The 15,752-nt window shown below is 35.0% G+C and carries 8 protein-coding genes; 1 reads left to right on the top strand and 7 read right to left on the bottom strand.

Features of this window, described 5'->3' with window-relative positions:
* Positions 1 to 127: 127 nt before the first annotated feature.
* The 4 genes from F6K23_RS03045 to glmM all read right to left on the bottom strand — a co-directional run bounded on the left by F6K23_RS03045 (position 128) and on the right by glmM (position 5,540).
* Positions 128 to 1,057 (bottom strand): Rpn family recombination-promoting nuclease/putative transposase, encoded by a 930-nt coding sequence (locus tag F6K23_RS03045; protein ID WP_293150395.1) that lies wholly within the window; start codon positions 1,055 to 1,057, stop codon positions 128 to 130.
* Positions 1,058 to 1,126: 69 nt separating this feature from the next.
* Positions 1,127 to 2,161 carry a hormogonium polysaccharide biosynthesis glycosyltransferase HpsN gene (gene hpsN / locus F6K23_RS03040; RefSeq protein ID WP_293150393.1) on the bottom strand — a complete coding sequence of 345 codons (1,035 nt, stop codon included), beginning with the start codon at positions 2,159 to 2,161 and terminating at the stop codon, positions 1,127 to 1,129.
* Between the two features lie 11 nt (positions 2,162 to 2,172).
* The gene (gene hpsL, locus F6K23_RS03035; RefSeq protein WP_293150391.1) at positions 2,173 to 3,783 is read right to left on the bottom strand and encodes a hormogonium polysaccharide biosynthesis protein HpsL; all 1,611 of its coding nucleotides are present in this window, start codon (positions 3,781 to 3,783) and stop codon (positions 2,173 to 2,175) included.
* Between the two features lie 299 nt (positions 3,784 to 4,082).
* Complete coding sequence (gene glmM / locus F6K23_RS03030) at positions 4,083 to 5,540, bottom strand: phosphoglucosamine mutase (RefSeq protein ID WP_293150389.1); 1,458 nt, start codon at positions 5,538 to 5,540, stop codon at positions 4,083 to 4,085.
* Positions 5,541 to 6,187: 647 nt separating this feature from the next.
* On the opposite strand from glmM, the gene F6K23_RS03025 reads away from it, so the two are divergent.
* Positions 6,188 to 7,321 carry a hypothetical protein gene (locus tag F6K23_RS03025; RefSeq protein ID WP_293150387.1) on the top strand — a complete coding sequence of 378 codons (1,134 nt, stop codon included), beginning with the start codon at positions 6,188 to 6,190 and terminating at the stop codon, positions 7,319 to 7,321.
* A 327-nt stretch (positions 7,322 to 7,648) separates the two neighbouring features.
* Here the strand turns inward: F6K23_RS03025 and F6K23_RS03020 are convergent, their stop codons facing one another.
* The 3 genes from F6K23_RS03020 to F6K23_RS03010 form a co-directional block, all read right to left on the bottom strand.
* The gene (locus F6K23_RS03020) at positions 7,649 to 13,426 is read right to left on the bottom strand and encodes an AAA family ATPase (RefSeq protein WP_293150385.1); all 5,778 of its coding nucleotides are present in this window, start codon (positions 13,424 to 13,426) and stop codon (positions 7,649 to 7,651) included.
* A 284-nt stretch (positions 13,427 to 13,710) separates the two neighbouring features.
* Entirely contained in the window at positions 13,711 to 14,778 is a 1,068-nt protein-coding gene (locus F6K23_RS03015; protein WP_293150383.1) for a hypothetical protein, read from the bottom strand.
* 405 nt (positions 14,779 to 15,183) lie between these two features.
* Entirely contained in the window at positions 15,184 to 15,405 is a 222-nt protein-coding gene (locus tag F6K23_RS03010; RefSeq protein WP_293150381.1) for a hypothetical protein, read from the bottom strand.
* Positions 15,406 to 15,752 lie beyond the last annotated feature (347 nt).

Here is a 15,752-nt window from a genome sequence, read left to right as displayed (position 1 = left end):
ATTCAGGTTTAAAGCCTCCCCATATCAAGAGGAAACAATAAAAAATTTTCCTTTTATTCAATCCTATCGGTTTTAGGGAGAGGTAATTATCAATTATCAATTATCAATTATTGAACTATTTGTGTCACTATTCATCTCTGACTTGCTCTAACCAAGCAACTAAATCAGATATATTTTTGAATTCTAACATTACCTGACTTAATTCTTCTAATTCCCTATTTGATAATTGATTAAAACATTCTTTTGTATTGGCATCAATTGTGCCTAATAAACGTTCTATTAAATTTATAATTAATTCTCTTTTACCTTCTTCACGACCTTCCCTTTTACCTTCTTCACGACCTTCGTTACGACTAAAAGCAATTGCTCCTTTCCTATCAAGAATAAATCGCTCTTGGCTTTGCATTCTTTCTAATTCTTCTGGACTTAAATTAGCCTCATTAGCAATACTAAAAGCATGATTAATTTCAGGAACTATTCCCATTGATTCTGGTACTACTTCCAAATTATTAGTATGTTTCAGAAAGTAAAGCCATTTATCTGTAATACTTTCTAAATCTGCCAACTTTTTTTTGAACTTAGGTAACTCCACAAAGAACATTTCTAAGTCGCTATCTGGGTAAAGAAAAGAGTCATCCCATTCTTTAAAGACAAAGCGGTTAATAATTTTTTTAGCTTTCTCAAACATCGTAAAATCGGTAATAGTTAGAGAAATTACAGGTTGTAAATCGGCATAAATTTCCCCTCGTTTGAGTTGATTAACATAAACTTTAGCTGCATAGTAAGGAATCCGTTTATTGAAACCTTCTATATTTAATACCTGCATTTCAATGATGACTATAGAACCATTATCAAGAGTTGCCTTCACATCTAAAAACGAATCTTTGAGAATAGCCATCGCTCCTGCTTCATAAGTATTACTAAATTCCAAGTCATGGATAGTATTTTGACCTTTATAGAGCAGTGCATTCAGAAAGCTAATTAGAATATCTTTGCTCTCAGCAGAGCTAAAGATTTTTTTGAAGGCATAATCTGTTTTAGGATTAATAAATCTCATATCAACAATTTCCTTTAGCTTGTCACTTCTTTTAATTCTTACCTTTGACTTTGAACTTTTGACCTTACTTTAATTCTTGCTTTTGACTTTTGACTTTTGACTTTTGACTTCCCTTGTATAAATTTGCCCATCATCCCAAATAGACTTAATCCTAGTTTGAACAGCACTTAAAAAACCAAGAGTATAGAAACCTCCACGAGTAATTATTTTGATAGGAGAACCACTTTTATAACAAGGGGGGTTGCCCAACACATGACAATCAAATAATTTGGCAAAGAAACGCGCACATTGAGTAGGAGTAAGATTTTTTAATCCCATAAAAAAGTGATTGTGATAAAAAGTAACCTGATACTTGAGCGATCGCGTTGAAATATCATGACAACCTCCACTTTCTTCACCCAAGTGAACTAGAGAAGCTTCAGGATCAAACCAAATTTGATAACCAGTTTGTCGTAACCTCAAACAAAAATCTGACTCTTCCCGTACTGCACTACCCCGAAACCGCTCATCAAAACTCAGACCATACTTAGTAAAAATATCTCGGCGATAAGACATATTACAGCCTCTTGCTGATATCACTCGTTGAGCCTTAACTGTATGTACCAAATCGATATGATACCAAGCAATACCGGGGTCTGATGCTTCAGGGGGCAAATCTTCTATTTCCAACTCTCCACCAGAATCTCCTAATTTCATGCGATCGAATACTCGTCCCGCCACTGCACCTATCTCTGGGCGATCGGCATAGTTACGAGCATGGGCAGCCAAAAATCCTTCTTCCAAACGTACATCATCATCAATAAAAAGAATTATTTCGCCACTACAATGTCTGACCGCATAATTCCTTGCTCCTGGTAAACTCGCCCAAGTCAGATGGAACAATTTAATTTTTCCAGCATTAGCTACTTCCTCTAAATAAGCTTGAGTTTCTGGTTTATGAGTAGCAGTCTGGTCAACTACCAAAACTTCAAAATTAGGATAATCTTGTTTAATAACATCAGCGATCGTATCTACCAGAGCTTCTTCACGATTATAGGTAGGAATAACAACAGAAATAGGAATAGTTAATTGTTGGTTTTCTTCCCTTAGAGATTGTGCGTTCATTTTTCTCCTTCTTATTTACTATTTTCCATTTCTTGTTCCGCTTTGATTCTTGCTTGTTCTTGCTTGTCAATTTCTGGCAACCTGAAAACTACCCCAGCAAAATACCAGTAATAAACCGCAACTGGGTCTACATCAAGAGGATAGTAATAAGTGTTATAGCTAATAATTAGAACAAAAACCCAATAGCTAGCACCATAACTGCGTAGACTCTTGTCTTTAACAGAGCGATAAGCTTTGAAACCAGTAACAGTAATAGTAGTTACTAAGAGTAACATTGCAATTGTGCCTATCTGTCCTATTTCATAAAGTAACTTAGGATAATAAGTTTCAACTAACGCAGTTTTACCAAAAACTCGGGCTGAGTTGGTAGCACGCCCCACCCCTAACCCCAAAAGTCCACCATACCTGGTCTCATGAAATTGTTGGGCAATAAAAGCAGTTGGGGGTGAGGCATTCCAGCGACCAATAAAACTATCTATCCGCTCCTGAACAACTACGGGATTGGATACTATTACTCCTCCGAGGACAACACCGAGTCCAATACCAATGGGTAGAAACCGTTTGAGATTAGCTATCTGACCTGTTAGTACTAAGAGTATTATAGTTACTACCGGAACTAGAGCCAAAGCAATTCTTTGACCACAAATAGCTGCATTGACAAAAACTATTGCCATACCAAATAAACCCCCTATGCGCCAGAGGGGAGAAGGGTCACTAAAAGCAACTGCAAAGGTAAAAGCAGCATTAGAAATCAAAAACCATCCCCATTGCCAAGGTGCAACAAAGGTACCCGGCAAACGAATTACACCCTGACTAGGGCTAAATAGTAAAGCGCCTCCAATTAAACATTTAGCTTCTAAGCTGGCCCTGAATAGTTGATCTCCAGTAAAACCACGAGTACCAGCACACTTACCAGAGGAAAGGTATTGGTACTGCACTAAACCAAGAAAACAGCAAATAATAGCCAAAATTACAGTGAGACGGGCTACAAATAGTAATTCTGTTTTACCTTTGAGTTGATAATAAGCCCCTGTAATTAGAGGTAGGTAGCCGATTAGTACTTTCATTCCCCATATTCCCATCAAAATTGGTTTATCCCCGGGGTTAGGCTCTTTAAGACCATTAACGAATACTAAGGTGACTAGACAACAGCCTATTAAAATAAATAAGGGATTTTTCAGTGCCTTGGGAAGAATGAATCGATTTCCTGTCTTTTTACACCACATACCAATGCCAATCATTGCAGGAATATAGAAGCCATCTTTAGCTACCTGAAATATTGGACTTCCTCCACCGATCCAGTAAGTCACGGTGCCAGCAAAGGGCATATAAATTAGGAATCCCCAAAGCCCCAACATTGGATATTTAAAGGAAAGACCTAAAACTACTATGCCACCACCACCAGCGAGGGCTATTTTTGGTTCCGCTACGAAAAATAACGTTATACCAATAACAAGACCAAGGCCACCATAAGTAACAAGATCGCCAATAACCTTCTGAATTTGTTTAGCTCTTTGGCGCTTTCTGGCAGCTAATTCCTTTTTGCTAATCGGGGGAGTAGCAGATTTGCCTTTCTTTTTTGATTTGCTTTTTGATTTTTTTTTAGACTTTTGTGTCGGCATTCTTATAAATTAAGAATTTAGAATTTAGAATTTAGAATTTAGAGTTTAGAATTAAAAAATGGTCTATATGAATTTAGAATTTAGAATTAAAAAATGGTTAATACAAGTTTTATATGAAGTTGCATAGAATTATGAAATTCATTAAATCGATCTATCTCTATCTACTCCTATCTACGGTCAATTATGCTTGAAATATTACTCTATGCAGCTTCATTTCAATTTGGTATAACTTGTTAATTTCTTAATTTAATAATTCTGGATTCTGCATTCTGCATTCTAAATTCTAAATGTTGGGTAAGTCACACCAGATGTTGCTGGACTGCTAAAACTAAGTTCTCTGTCCAGTAACTTGCGAGTTCAGCATTAATTGCTTCTACCATAACTCTAATTAGTGGCTCTGTGCCAGAGGCTCGCACTAAAACCCGCCCTACATCTGCTAAAGCTGTTTCTGCTTCGTCTATAGCTCTGACTAATGGTTCGCACTTTTGCCAGTTGCCTCGGCGATCGCGGTCTTCAACTCGGACATTTCGGAGCAATTGGGGATATGTATGGAAGCTTTGGTCTACTAATTCTGCTAGGGATACTCCAGAATTTTTGACTAGGGTTGCCAAATGCAAGGCCGTCATTAGGCCATCTCCTGAAATTCCATAGTGAGGACAGAGAATATGTCCTGATTGCTCACCACCTAACATTGACCCTGTCCGCTGCATTTCTGCATGAACATATTGGTCTCCTACTTTTGTCCTCAATATTTGTCCACCCTGTTTGTGCCAAGCACGTTCAAATCCTAAATTGGCCATGACTGTAGTTACTATCAAATTGTTTGGTAGTAACCCTGCTTGACTTAAGCTTTGACCCCAGAAGTAGAGTATATAATCTCCATCAATGGAACGACCTTGAGAATCTACTGCTAATACTCGGTCGGCATCTCCATCAAAGGCAAATCCTATATCGGCATTATTTTCTACTACTGCTTGTTGCAGGGAATGGAGATGAGTAGACCCACAGTTAACATTGATGCGATCGCCGTTTGGTTGGTCATGTAAACAAATGACTTCGGCCCCCATTGCCTGAAAAACTTCTGGGGCGGTATGAACTGCTGCTCCCCAGGCCAAGTCTAGAACTATTTTCATTCCCTGGAAATGTCCTGGTATTAGAGGAGAATGTAGAGATGCTTGGTACTCCTTGACTAATTCTGGTCTATGGTAATGTTGTCCCCAGTTACTATGGATGGCGGGAAAATCTGCCATTCCTCTAATTCCAGATTCTATCTGTTTCTGTAATTCTGAAGAGAGCTTTGTACCATCGGAGCCAAAGAATTTTATTCCATTATCTTCGGGTGGGTTATGACTAGCAGAAATCATTATTCCGCCTATCGCTTCTGAAACACTTGTGAGATAGGCAACACAAGGAGTGGGGCATAAACCTAAATTCCAAACTTCTAAGCCTGCTGCTGTTAAACCTGCGGACAATGCCATAGCTAACATATTGCCGGAGTTTCTGGTATCTTGACCCATGATTACAGGGCCAGGATTTTGAGAATATTGGCGCAATACCTGTCCGGCCCAAAAGCCTATTTGTAGGGCCAGGGGGGCGGTGAGTAGTTCTCCTGCTTTGCCCCGGATGCCATCTGTACCGAATAGGGGTGTTGTGGGTAATGAGTTACTATTCCAAGCCAATGTAGTTTTAGCTGCTGTGGATGATAAGTTAAAGGTTTTTTGTTCGTAAGTTGGTCTGAATGATGGTGTTGCTACCATAATTTTCACTCCTCGTCAAGATTAAGTTATTCTCACTCTCAACAAAGAGAATAGCACTTCCGGATTTAATACATAATTTTGAATTATTTATCTATATTAGGGAAAAGAGAACAGGGAACAGGGAACAGTGGCAAAAGCTTTTCTTTGTCTCAGGTTCATCTAACTTCTAACTTCTGACTTCTAACTTCTGACTTCATGATGATGGTGTTGCTACCATAATTTTCACTCCTCGTCAAGATTAAGTTATTCTCACTCTCAACAAAGAGAATAGCACTTCCGGATTTAATATATAGTTTGGAACTATTTACCTATCATTTTTAGATTTTTGGTTGATAATTATTCGATTTGTGTAGGTATAAAATATAGAAATATTTTATGAGGCTGACAAATGATTTGACTTGTGAAAATACACCACTTTGCGACTCTATGAAGTACAGCCCGAAGCGGGCAAGATGCCCGCACTACAGGATTTTAACTCTTGACCTTGTACATCATTTGCCCGAAATATGCTGTAGCTAATAGCTGATTAATTTTCATAATGATTTAAGTATAACTACGGTAGACAAAAGTAGGAAATACAGTTATTTTTATGTTGGCGGTATTTTATACCGGATTCTACCTTAGTCAGGTATATTCTGGAGGTAAATTTGGATTCATACCAAACTTATTTTCATACTTATGTCGTGACTTGGAAGGAAGTCAAATCTTCTGTTCCTTCAAATGAAATCAAACAAGTTACAGAAGGTCTAGGTTTAAATTTGACTCCGAAACAACGCAAAGAATTAAAAGATCAACTGCAGTCTTTGTTGGGCAAAAACTTAGATATAAAAGATAATTCAGAAGTGAATAGGTTGATTGAAGGGCTAGACAAATCTCAGATGGCAGTTGATATTTTGGATGGTTCTGTCGTAGTTGGACGATTAACTTATGGTGTGGTTACATCTTTGCGATCTTTTTCTATAGCTTCTAAGGTGTTACTTATTGGTAATGTTTTAAGTAAATTAGCTGTGGTTACTGCAGTGCTAAGTGTTGCAATTATCCCTGTGTCGATGATACTAAAAGCTATCATAAATGTTGAGCAAAGAAAGAATTTAGAAGAAAATATCAAAAAAATAGAAGGTCTAAATCAAAGATTAGATAATCATTTAAGCAAAATACAAAAGTCACGAGATAATATAGCAAATACAATCGACTTGATGACAAAATTATTTCCTGCTCAAGGGGGAAAGAGTTGGAAAGATTCCATGTCAGATAAAACTGCTGCGTTGTCTGACATACTGCATGGTTCTAATTATGATGAAGATAAGATAATTAATGAATGTGTATCACATATACGTGTTTTGAATATCAAAAAAGAGGTGATAGAAACAGCAGTAAATGATTATATGGCTAAAACAACAGAATATAATCAAAAATTCTATCAACCTACACTCCGTGAGATAGGAGTGATAAATGGGGAACCAATAGTAGAAGCAGAAAAAATTGAGACAATTAAAGAATCTGTGAGAAAAAGGTCAATTAGAAAGCTCAAAGGTTTAATTGATCAAAAAATAGAAGTTGAAGAAAATAATTCATTTTCTTTTTTGGAAAGGAGATACCCCAAGCGTTCTAGACTGAAAACTAGAGCAAATTTCGATCAGTATGTTGCAAACAAGGTTAGTACAGAAAAAAGTAGCAATAGTTTTAGTGCAGATGTGCGATCATTTAAACGTGACACTAATAAGATGAATATTTTAGTCAAACAGCTTTTTTCTCAAGAAATAACTACAAGTCTCGACTAAATTTGATGATAAAGGTTGAGAATTTAAAACTGAAAACTGTGAATGGTAAATAGAAAAGAGGGAGTAGGGGGGAAAGGATTGATTATTTCTATGTGATGTTTGATGGTGTATGATCGCACTATCTGAATTGAGAAAATTGATTTATGCTTTTGACAGGAGTATATTTGCTCCTGTTTTTTCTGCTGGTTATTGGAACTTACAGCGCTTTCCGTGTTCATTTGATCAATTGATAATTAAATTATATTAGTTGTTTTTGGGAAAACTTTTTGTGATTTCAAAAATTTTCATAACAGTCTTTCTCTGTCTCCCCACCCTTCCCACACTCTGTTACTCCAGGTTGCACTCGATCCAACCCCGATTAAAAATTAATTCATAAATGCGGTTATGAATTTTTAGCAACCCATTTTGCTTTATTGCTAGTCCTGACAAACATAATTCTTTTTCTTCTGGAATATCTACGCTTGCTATCTCTTTTTCCTCCCATAATTGTTGATAAATTTTGAGAAGTTGGGTTTTGTTTGGACTGTAAAGAATGCGATCGCGTATAGTTCTTAAATGTTCTGGTTCATCTTGAGTTTCCCAATTTGTCAGAATTTTTTCTTGTACTAGGTTCTCTATCCATTCTGTTTCACCATTAACAGGAATGGGTATTTTTGAATCACGAATCAACCGACATAGTTTTTGAGTTAAAAAAGGTTGTCCTCCGGTCCAGTTTAATATTTCTTGCAGCATAGTTTGAGGATTACTAACTTTTTCAGTTATTCCAAGTAATAAAGGTTGTGCTTCATGTCGTTTAAAGCTTTCTAATTCAACTGCTTGACCGATATTAAAAGGAGTTCTCCTAATATCAGTCATTAATTCAGAAGGAGTTGCTACTCCAAACAAGGCAAAGGTGAGATGCTGATATCTAGATTTTGGATCGATCATTCGTTGATTGTAGCAAGACCGAATCAGGGCAAAAAAGCTATCCACCGGAATTTTTAAGCCTAAAATACTATCAATTTCATCAATAAAAATGAAGACTTTTTTGGGAGTTTGACTTTCATTATTATTCAGTTCAACTAATAAAATATCTTGCAGAAATCTATCGAATCTTTGTAACGGAGAAATATCTAATCGGTCATTCCACCAAGCTTTTAAATTAACTGTGGTTAGTAAATCAAAACTGTACAATAGATCGACGGCTAATCCTTTATACCATTGTTCTATCGTCACATTTTCATCAGCAATGCGGGTTAAATCTATAGCAGCACAATGATATCCTTCATGGTTAAAATGGTGCATCATCTTCACCATGAGACTAGATTTACCCATTTGTCGGGAATTCAAAATATAACAAAACTCACCTTTTTTTAAGGCTTGATAGAGAGTGCGGTCTGCTTGTCGGACTACATAAGTAGGAGCATCCATGGGCAAACTTCCTCCTACTTGATAATCAAAACTAGAGCTAGGTTCGGCAGTTTTTAGTAAGTCATTTTCAAAGATAAGTTCTGCTTGAGTTTCTTTGAGAATTTCTAAGGTTTGAGACAGTTCTTTTGTACGTTCTTCGACTCTTTGTTCTAGGGTTTGATACAGTCTGGAATTGTCGATGGAAATTGCTGCTTGAGCGGATAATATTTTTAAGAGTTCGACTCTTTTTGCGGTGAATGTATCTGTAGTTAAATTATTTTCTAAATAAACAATTCCTCTTAATTGATTTTGATTAATTAATGGAATACAGAGAATAGATTTAGTTTTTGTGGCAATAATATAAGGGTCATTAATAAATAGTCCTTCGTTGGCTGCATCTTTGAGAACGATATTTTCTTGACTGCGGGCTACAAAATTGATAATTGTGGTTGGTAAAATCGGAATTGATGTTTCTGGGTCTACAAATTCTATAGGAATTGATTGTAAAATTATCACTTCATCGCTATCTATTTTTCCTTGAGCTTCAATAACCCAATTATCTTCGCGATCGAGAATTAAAAAGCCTGTTTGCGCCCCGGCATTTTCGATGGCAATTTTCATTAAATTGTGTAGAAGTTTTTCCAGATTAATTTCACCAGAAATTGCTTGAGATGCTTTAATAACTGTTGCTAAATCGAGAATTTCTCCATCAGAACCAGAAGTAGAAATGATTGTACTAATACCTTTTGATTTATTTTGATTTGCTACTCCTAATAAATAATTGGGATATTCCTCTTCTAACTGTTTAACTTTAGCTTTAGCACCCCAACGGATGTAACAATGATGGGCATTTTTTAAGTAAAATTGACCAATTTTCTGTCTGCCAAGGGCAAGATAAAACTCTGCTGCTCGTTCGTAAGCTAAAGCTTCTTCATGGATAAATTCATATTTTTCTGCTCCTTCAATGGCGCGATCGTATAGTTCTTGTGCTTGCCAATTTTGTCCTAAAACTCTTGCTTTTTCTGCTTCTACTAAATCGTATTTGTGCTGGAAATTTTCTCGGCAATGTCCAGCCCATATTTTCATATCCTCTTGATTTTTTTCTACTTGTTCTAGTAATTTTTTCTGTTTAGTTTGGTCTGAATTATGATAATTAGCTAGGAAAGTCAGAGATGAATAAAAATTATGTTGAGGTGCAGACAAAAATTTAGCACAAGTATTAATATTTTTTTGACCTTTAATTGAATAATCAATAGCCTGATCGTATTGCTTGAAAAAGTAAAGTAGAAATACTTTAGCAAAATAAGTGAGAAACAACAACCACTCAATATTATTTTCACTCCAATAATCTAAATAAAATGCTTCAGCTGATAAGGAATCACCAATGAGAATAAAATCCTTTTGCTCGTCAATTAAATTGTTTACTATTTGGTTGCATACATATTGGTAATTAGTACAGTATTCTATTTGAAATTTAGCAATCAACGACAAATATTCTTCACCTTTTGGCCTGACATTTTCTAAACTATATCCTCCAAATAAATTGAGTAAATAATAACTCATAAAACAGTAAGAAGCAAATTGGTAATCCCCGACATTTTTGCCTTTATGAAAGCTATTAATATGTTGTTCTTGTACCTCTATGTTTCTTAAATATTGTTTCCAATGCCATGCAAAATCATAATACTGATGGATGACTAGAGCATCTAGTGAGGGGATATAATATTTCTCTAGCAACTTCAGAGATAGTTGTCCAAACTGATATGACAAGTTAATATCAGTAGTTTGAATACAAAAACTATAGCTAGCAACTGCTCTGGGTGGATTACCATACTCAATGCAGAGATTAACTTGCTTAAATACACACCAATCTCGTAAAGGCGAATTGATAGCATTAAGAGAAATAAACATCTGTTCTAAGATTAGAATAGCTGAAATTTTATAAGGATCGCTTAGTCGTGGAAGATCGACTAAATCCTGAATCTCTTTATCTTTTAAAAGCAATTCTAAACGCTTATATTCTTGATTGGTTCTTTTTTTGATTTCATCTTCATCTTGAGGGACATCTATCTCTATTTTGGGTAAAGCCAAAGCTTGACAAAAATTTTCTATTGCTTTTTGTTGCTTTAGTTCAGCAAAATAAGATAAGCTTTTGATTCTATATATATTTACTTTCTCAAGAATATCGTAATTTTTACTTAGCAAAACCTCAGAGTAATCTTGAACCCTTAGATAATTAGCCGTTAAATAAAGAGCTTCTAAGAATTCTAGATGAATTTCAAATATTAATGAACCCTGGTAATTCCATTGGTTAAAATCTAAAAATTTTATCCCAGTTTCTAAATACTTTAATGCTGTTTGATAAGCTGTTGATGCTTTAGCTTTTTTTCCTGCTTGAAGATTTAATTTAGCTAACTCATCTTTTTCTAATTGCTCATAAATTAAGTCCAAACATTTGTTGAAGTGTTCAACAATATCAAAAATATTATTCTGTAGTTTATCCTCTGACTCCTGAGTATCTTTAATATTTTTCAGTAGCAAACGACCTACTTGTAAATGAACTTGCTTTTTTTCTGTTTCTGGGATTAAAGAATAAGCAGCTTGTTGTACTCGATCATGTAAAAATTTGTAGGGAATATATGTAGAATACTGAGGCGAAATACCAGAGCTATTTTTTAATAATTCTTCTGAATTCCAAAGCAGAGGAATTTTATAATTATTATCTAGAGGAATAACTAAACCTTCATCTAGAGCAGACTGTATTTCTTGAGCCGTAACTATTTGAGATTTATTATTAATGATGCTCAAAATTTCTAAATTAAATTTGTTGCCAATACAAGCAGCTAATTTCAGAACTTGTTGAGTTTTCTCATCTAACTTTTCAATTTTCCTCACCATCAAATTGACTACATTATCGGTTATGGAAACTCTTTCAATTTCCTCTATATTCCATTGCCAATAAGTAGGAGATTTTTCTGGATTAAATACTATTAAATTTTCTTGATGTAAAGAATAGAGAAGTTGAGTTAGGAAAAATGGATTGCCTTCTGTTTTTTGGGCAACTAATTCAGCTAAAGGTTGTGAAACTTCTGTTGAACAATTTAAGGTATCAGCAATTAATTGATTAACATGATTAAATTGTAAGGGAGAAAGAGTAATTTCATTAACTGTTACTTGTGCTTGCTTGATTTTTTCTAAAGTGCCCATGAGAGGATGAGTAGGACTAACTTCATTGTCTCTATATGCTCCGATTGTGAGAAAATACTTGTTGTCAGAATCTAATATTAGTTGCTCTAGTAAGTTCAAAGATGGTAAATCTACCCACTGTAAATCATCAATAAAAATTACTAAAGGATGTTCTTTTTGACAAAAAACATTTAAAAACCTTTGAAAAAATAAATTAAAGCGGTTCTGGCTTTCAGTCGCTCCTAATTCTTCGACTGGAGGTTGTTGCCCGATAATTTTTTCCAATTCGGGAATCACATCAATAATAATTTGACCATTATTTCCAAGTGCTTCTAAAATTTTATTTTTCCACGTTTGTAGGGTTATTTCCGGTTCGCTTAACAATTTATGGATTAACTCTTGAAAAGCTTGAGAAATAGCTGAATAAGGAATATCTCTATTCAATTGGTCAAATTTGCCACTAACAAATCTTCCTCTTTTTTTTGTAATAGGTTTGTGTATTTCATTAACTAAAGCTGATTTGCCAATTCCTGAATAACCAGAAATCAGAATCATCCCAGTTTTTCCTTGACTAACTTCCTCGAATGCTGTTAAAAGTTCCTCGACTTCTTGTTCTCTACCATAGAGTTTTTGGGGAATTTGAAACTTCTCAGAAATATCCCGACTTATTAAAGAAAACTCATAAATTTCTCCGAAAGTTTTTAATTGATGTTGACAGGTTTCTAGATCAGCTTTAATTCCCCAAGCACTTTGATATCTTTCCTCTGGAGTTTTAGCTAATAATTTACTGACTATATTAGACACAGCTAAAGGAATATCGAGAATTAGTTCATGTACTGGTAATGGTTGTTGTGCGATATGACAATGAACTAACTCCATAGGATCGGTTGTTTCAAAAGGAAGTTTATTGGTTAAAAGTTCATAAAAAGTCACACCAAGGGAATAAAAATCGCTCCGATAATCTATTCCTCGGTTCATTCTCCCTGTTTGTTCCGGGGCAATATAAGCTAAAGTTCCTTCTAGTTGACGAGGGGGAAGAACTGTCAGAAATTCTTGGGATAAGCGGGTAGAAATGCCAAAGTCGATGATTTTTAATTCTTCTGTTTGAGAATTATAGACAACATTGCTAGGATTAATATCTTTGTGGATAATATTAGCTTGATGAATTGCACTTAAACTTTCTGTTATTTTAATCGCAATATTCAGAAAGTTTTTTAAGCTTAATTGCCTTTGGGATAGTAATAGTTTTAGAGATTGACCACCAAAGTCTTCTAAAAGCATTACTAAACTATTATCATATCTTTGTAAGTCGTAAGCTTTAATAATACTATCTACATTCAAGGAATGAGTAATTTCATATTCCTGTTTATAACGGGTTAATTCTGAAGATGTAGGATAATTTTCTTTGAGAATTTTTAGAATAATAGATTCATTATTTAGCTTGATAATACCTCGATAAACTAAAGAATTAAAACTTTCATAGATTTTTTCGATAATCTGGTAATCTTTATCATTATTGATATATTTCATGGTTAATTTGCATTATTCTGAAAGAGATTGAGCGCTTTTATAAACTTAAAACTTCACTTATAAAAGTAATCTATCTTAATCAGTTTAATTGATAATTCTCCCCTTCCTAAGTCCGAATGTTTAGTGGGAGAATATATCAATTTATATAATTAGACTTAAACAAAATAGAGGCATGAAAAAAGCTCAAATATAGACTAGAAAGGCTTGTAATTCAAAACAGTATAAATTGTAAATTGCCCCAATATCTAAGTTCCATTAATTCAAGTTAATTCAAGTTTAAATAATTAAGTAGTGCTAAGAATAATATAAGGATCAGGAGGAAATACATTCATTACTTCTTTATTCCTCCACGCGGCCGTTTGTTCTTTGGGGTAAAATGGTAAATCATCAGGATTTTCTGATTGTTCTTTTGCATAAACCCATTTTTTTATTTGCTCATCTTTTAGTAAATTTCTGTCTGGTCTCGCTGGAAGACCTAGGGTTAATTGAGCAATTGGTCGATGTTTAATCTTTCGATATCCTGGACGAGCAATATCTCGCCTTGTAGCATAATATGAATCCCAATTTAAGTCCAGCTCATACTCCCAAATTAGTTCATAGGTACTTAAGACAGGCTCATGAAGCCTTTGCAAGGTTTTTTCTTTTTCATCTTCAATGATTGCTTGCCCACTGAAAAAAAGTGCTAAAATTAACGCATTTTGATTCCGAATAAAGTAGCTGTAGTCTAAATTATCATCATCTTTTGAAGGTTCAGATGCTTCAGGTGTACATTCTACATTTGTACCATTTTCAGGATCATTTAACAGAAGGGAACTAAGGTTATCAAGCTGAGATGTCTGTTTCTTCTTAACCAAACCTGTCTTCTCGTTTCTTGATAAAACATAATAATTTTCCGGCTGATAATTAAATAAATCAAATATTCTTTTCATATATTTTATCATGGGCTTATCCTTAATGTCATCATCTTCAACATGATACAACCATGTCTTCGTCATCATCTGAGATAACCTGCGACATTGTAACAAAAAGCGCACAGTGGAAAATTCTGCATATTTCAAATCGTTCTTGTCTTCGCTGGCGTATTGTATAAACCTTTCATTAACCTCTACTCCAGGTGAAGGTAAATAATTGTTAAAAAAATCAAAATTTGTATTCAATAAAACAGATTTATTTGTATCTGGATCGACTATTTTATAGTCTTTATAGTGTTCTCTAAAATCTTCCAATTTTCCTATCACTATATCTATCCCTTCATCTTTATTTTTTTCTATAAGCTTCTCATTAACTGTGAGTATTTGAAATACATGATTATCATAATTATCAGACTGGCTCGTCTTTGTCTCATTAGACATTTAATAATTTCCTCCTATTAGTGGGTAAACAACTTCAACTTAAAATCACAGGTACGCACAAAAAAGCTGAGTTATATTAAGTTTTGTAAACCAAATCCCAGCTCTTCCATACAGTCGATGTAGTGTAAATATGCACTTGATTCATGGCGACAAATTTTAACGCCTATCTACTTAGGGCTTGCTGGCCATTCGCCCTTACTTTGGTTTACCGTGTAGGAAAACCAAAGTAAGTTATAAGTTATAAAAACCTCTAGGGTTATCCCAAACGATTTTTTTGACTATCTCTTGAGATAAGTTTCTATCAAGTTCTACAACATTTTTCACTACATCTATCTAGACGATCCATGTGTGGATAATCTGAGCAAAAAATTAAATTGTCAGAACCGATAAAATCAATTATCTGAGTCAGATAAGGTTCAGATTGGCTAACCGCAATATAACATTGACGGCGAAAATACTCTGATGGGATAACATATTACCATATCTTTCGACTTCCCAATGTAAATTTTTGTATTCTTCATCCAACCGCCATAACCAATAGGAAAGCCAAGCACAACCAGATTCCAAAAATCCTACCCGCAGTTGGGGATGATCCTCCAATACTCCTCCCTCAATGAAGCCAAACATAGCCATCATCTGTTCCATGGGGTGTTAACGAAGTCAGAAGTCAGAAGTAGGGGCTTGCTGGCCATTCGCCCGTACAGAAGTTAACCCACCTCTAACCCCTCCCAGGAGGGGAAGTAGGGGATTAGAGCAACGCTCCAAAAATATTTCGCCGATCTTGGCGGGGTTTTAGACCCAATTATTTTGATAACAAGCATGGAGGACAACGACTATTAAATCTATCTGCTCCCGTAGTGGGTAAGTGGCCGTGAGTTGCCTCGTGAATACCCACAACTATATCTAATTCTGCGCAAGCAGTTCAACAGGGTTCGTATTTTGAATTGCTTAAAATTCTGCCTTTGACGGGTTTA

Source organism: Okeania sp. SIO2C9 (genome assembly GCF_010672455.1).
Classification (GTDB): domain Bacteria; phylum Cyanobacteriota; class Cyanobacteriia; order Cyanobacteriales; family Microcoleaceae; genus Okeania.
Note: the sequence above shows the minus strand (reverse complement) of the source record. Positions and strands in the feature narration are given on the sequence as shown.

Coding starts and splice junctions, on each gene's coding strand:
- F6K23_RS03045 (WP_293150395.1), bottom strand. CDS start 1,057: ATGAGATTTATTAATCCTAAAACAGATTATGCCTTCAAAAAAATCTTT.
- hpsL (WP_293150391.1), bottom strand. CDS start 3,783: ATGCCGACACAAAAGTCTAAAAAAAAATCAAAAAGCAAATCAAAAAAG.
- hpsN (WP_293150393.1), bottom strand. CDS start 2,161: ATGAACGCACAATCTCTAAGGGAAGAAAACCAACAATTAACTATTCCT.
- F6K23_RS03020 (WP_293150385.1), bottom strand. CDS start 13,426: ATGAAATATATCAATAATGATAAAGATTACCAGATTATCGAAAAAATC.
- F6K23_RS03010 (WP_293150381.1), bottom strand. CDS start 15,405: ATGTTTGGCTTCATTGAGGGAGGAGTATTGGAGGATCATCCCCAACTG.
- F6K23_RS03015 (WP_293150383.1), bottom strand. CDS start 14,778: ATGTCTAATGAGACAAAGACGAGCCAGTCTGATAATTATGATAATCAT.
- glmM (WP_293150389.1), bottom strand. CDS start 5,540: ATGGTAGCAACACCATCATTCAGACCAACTTACGAACAAAAAACCTTT.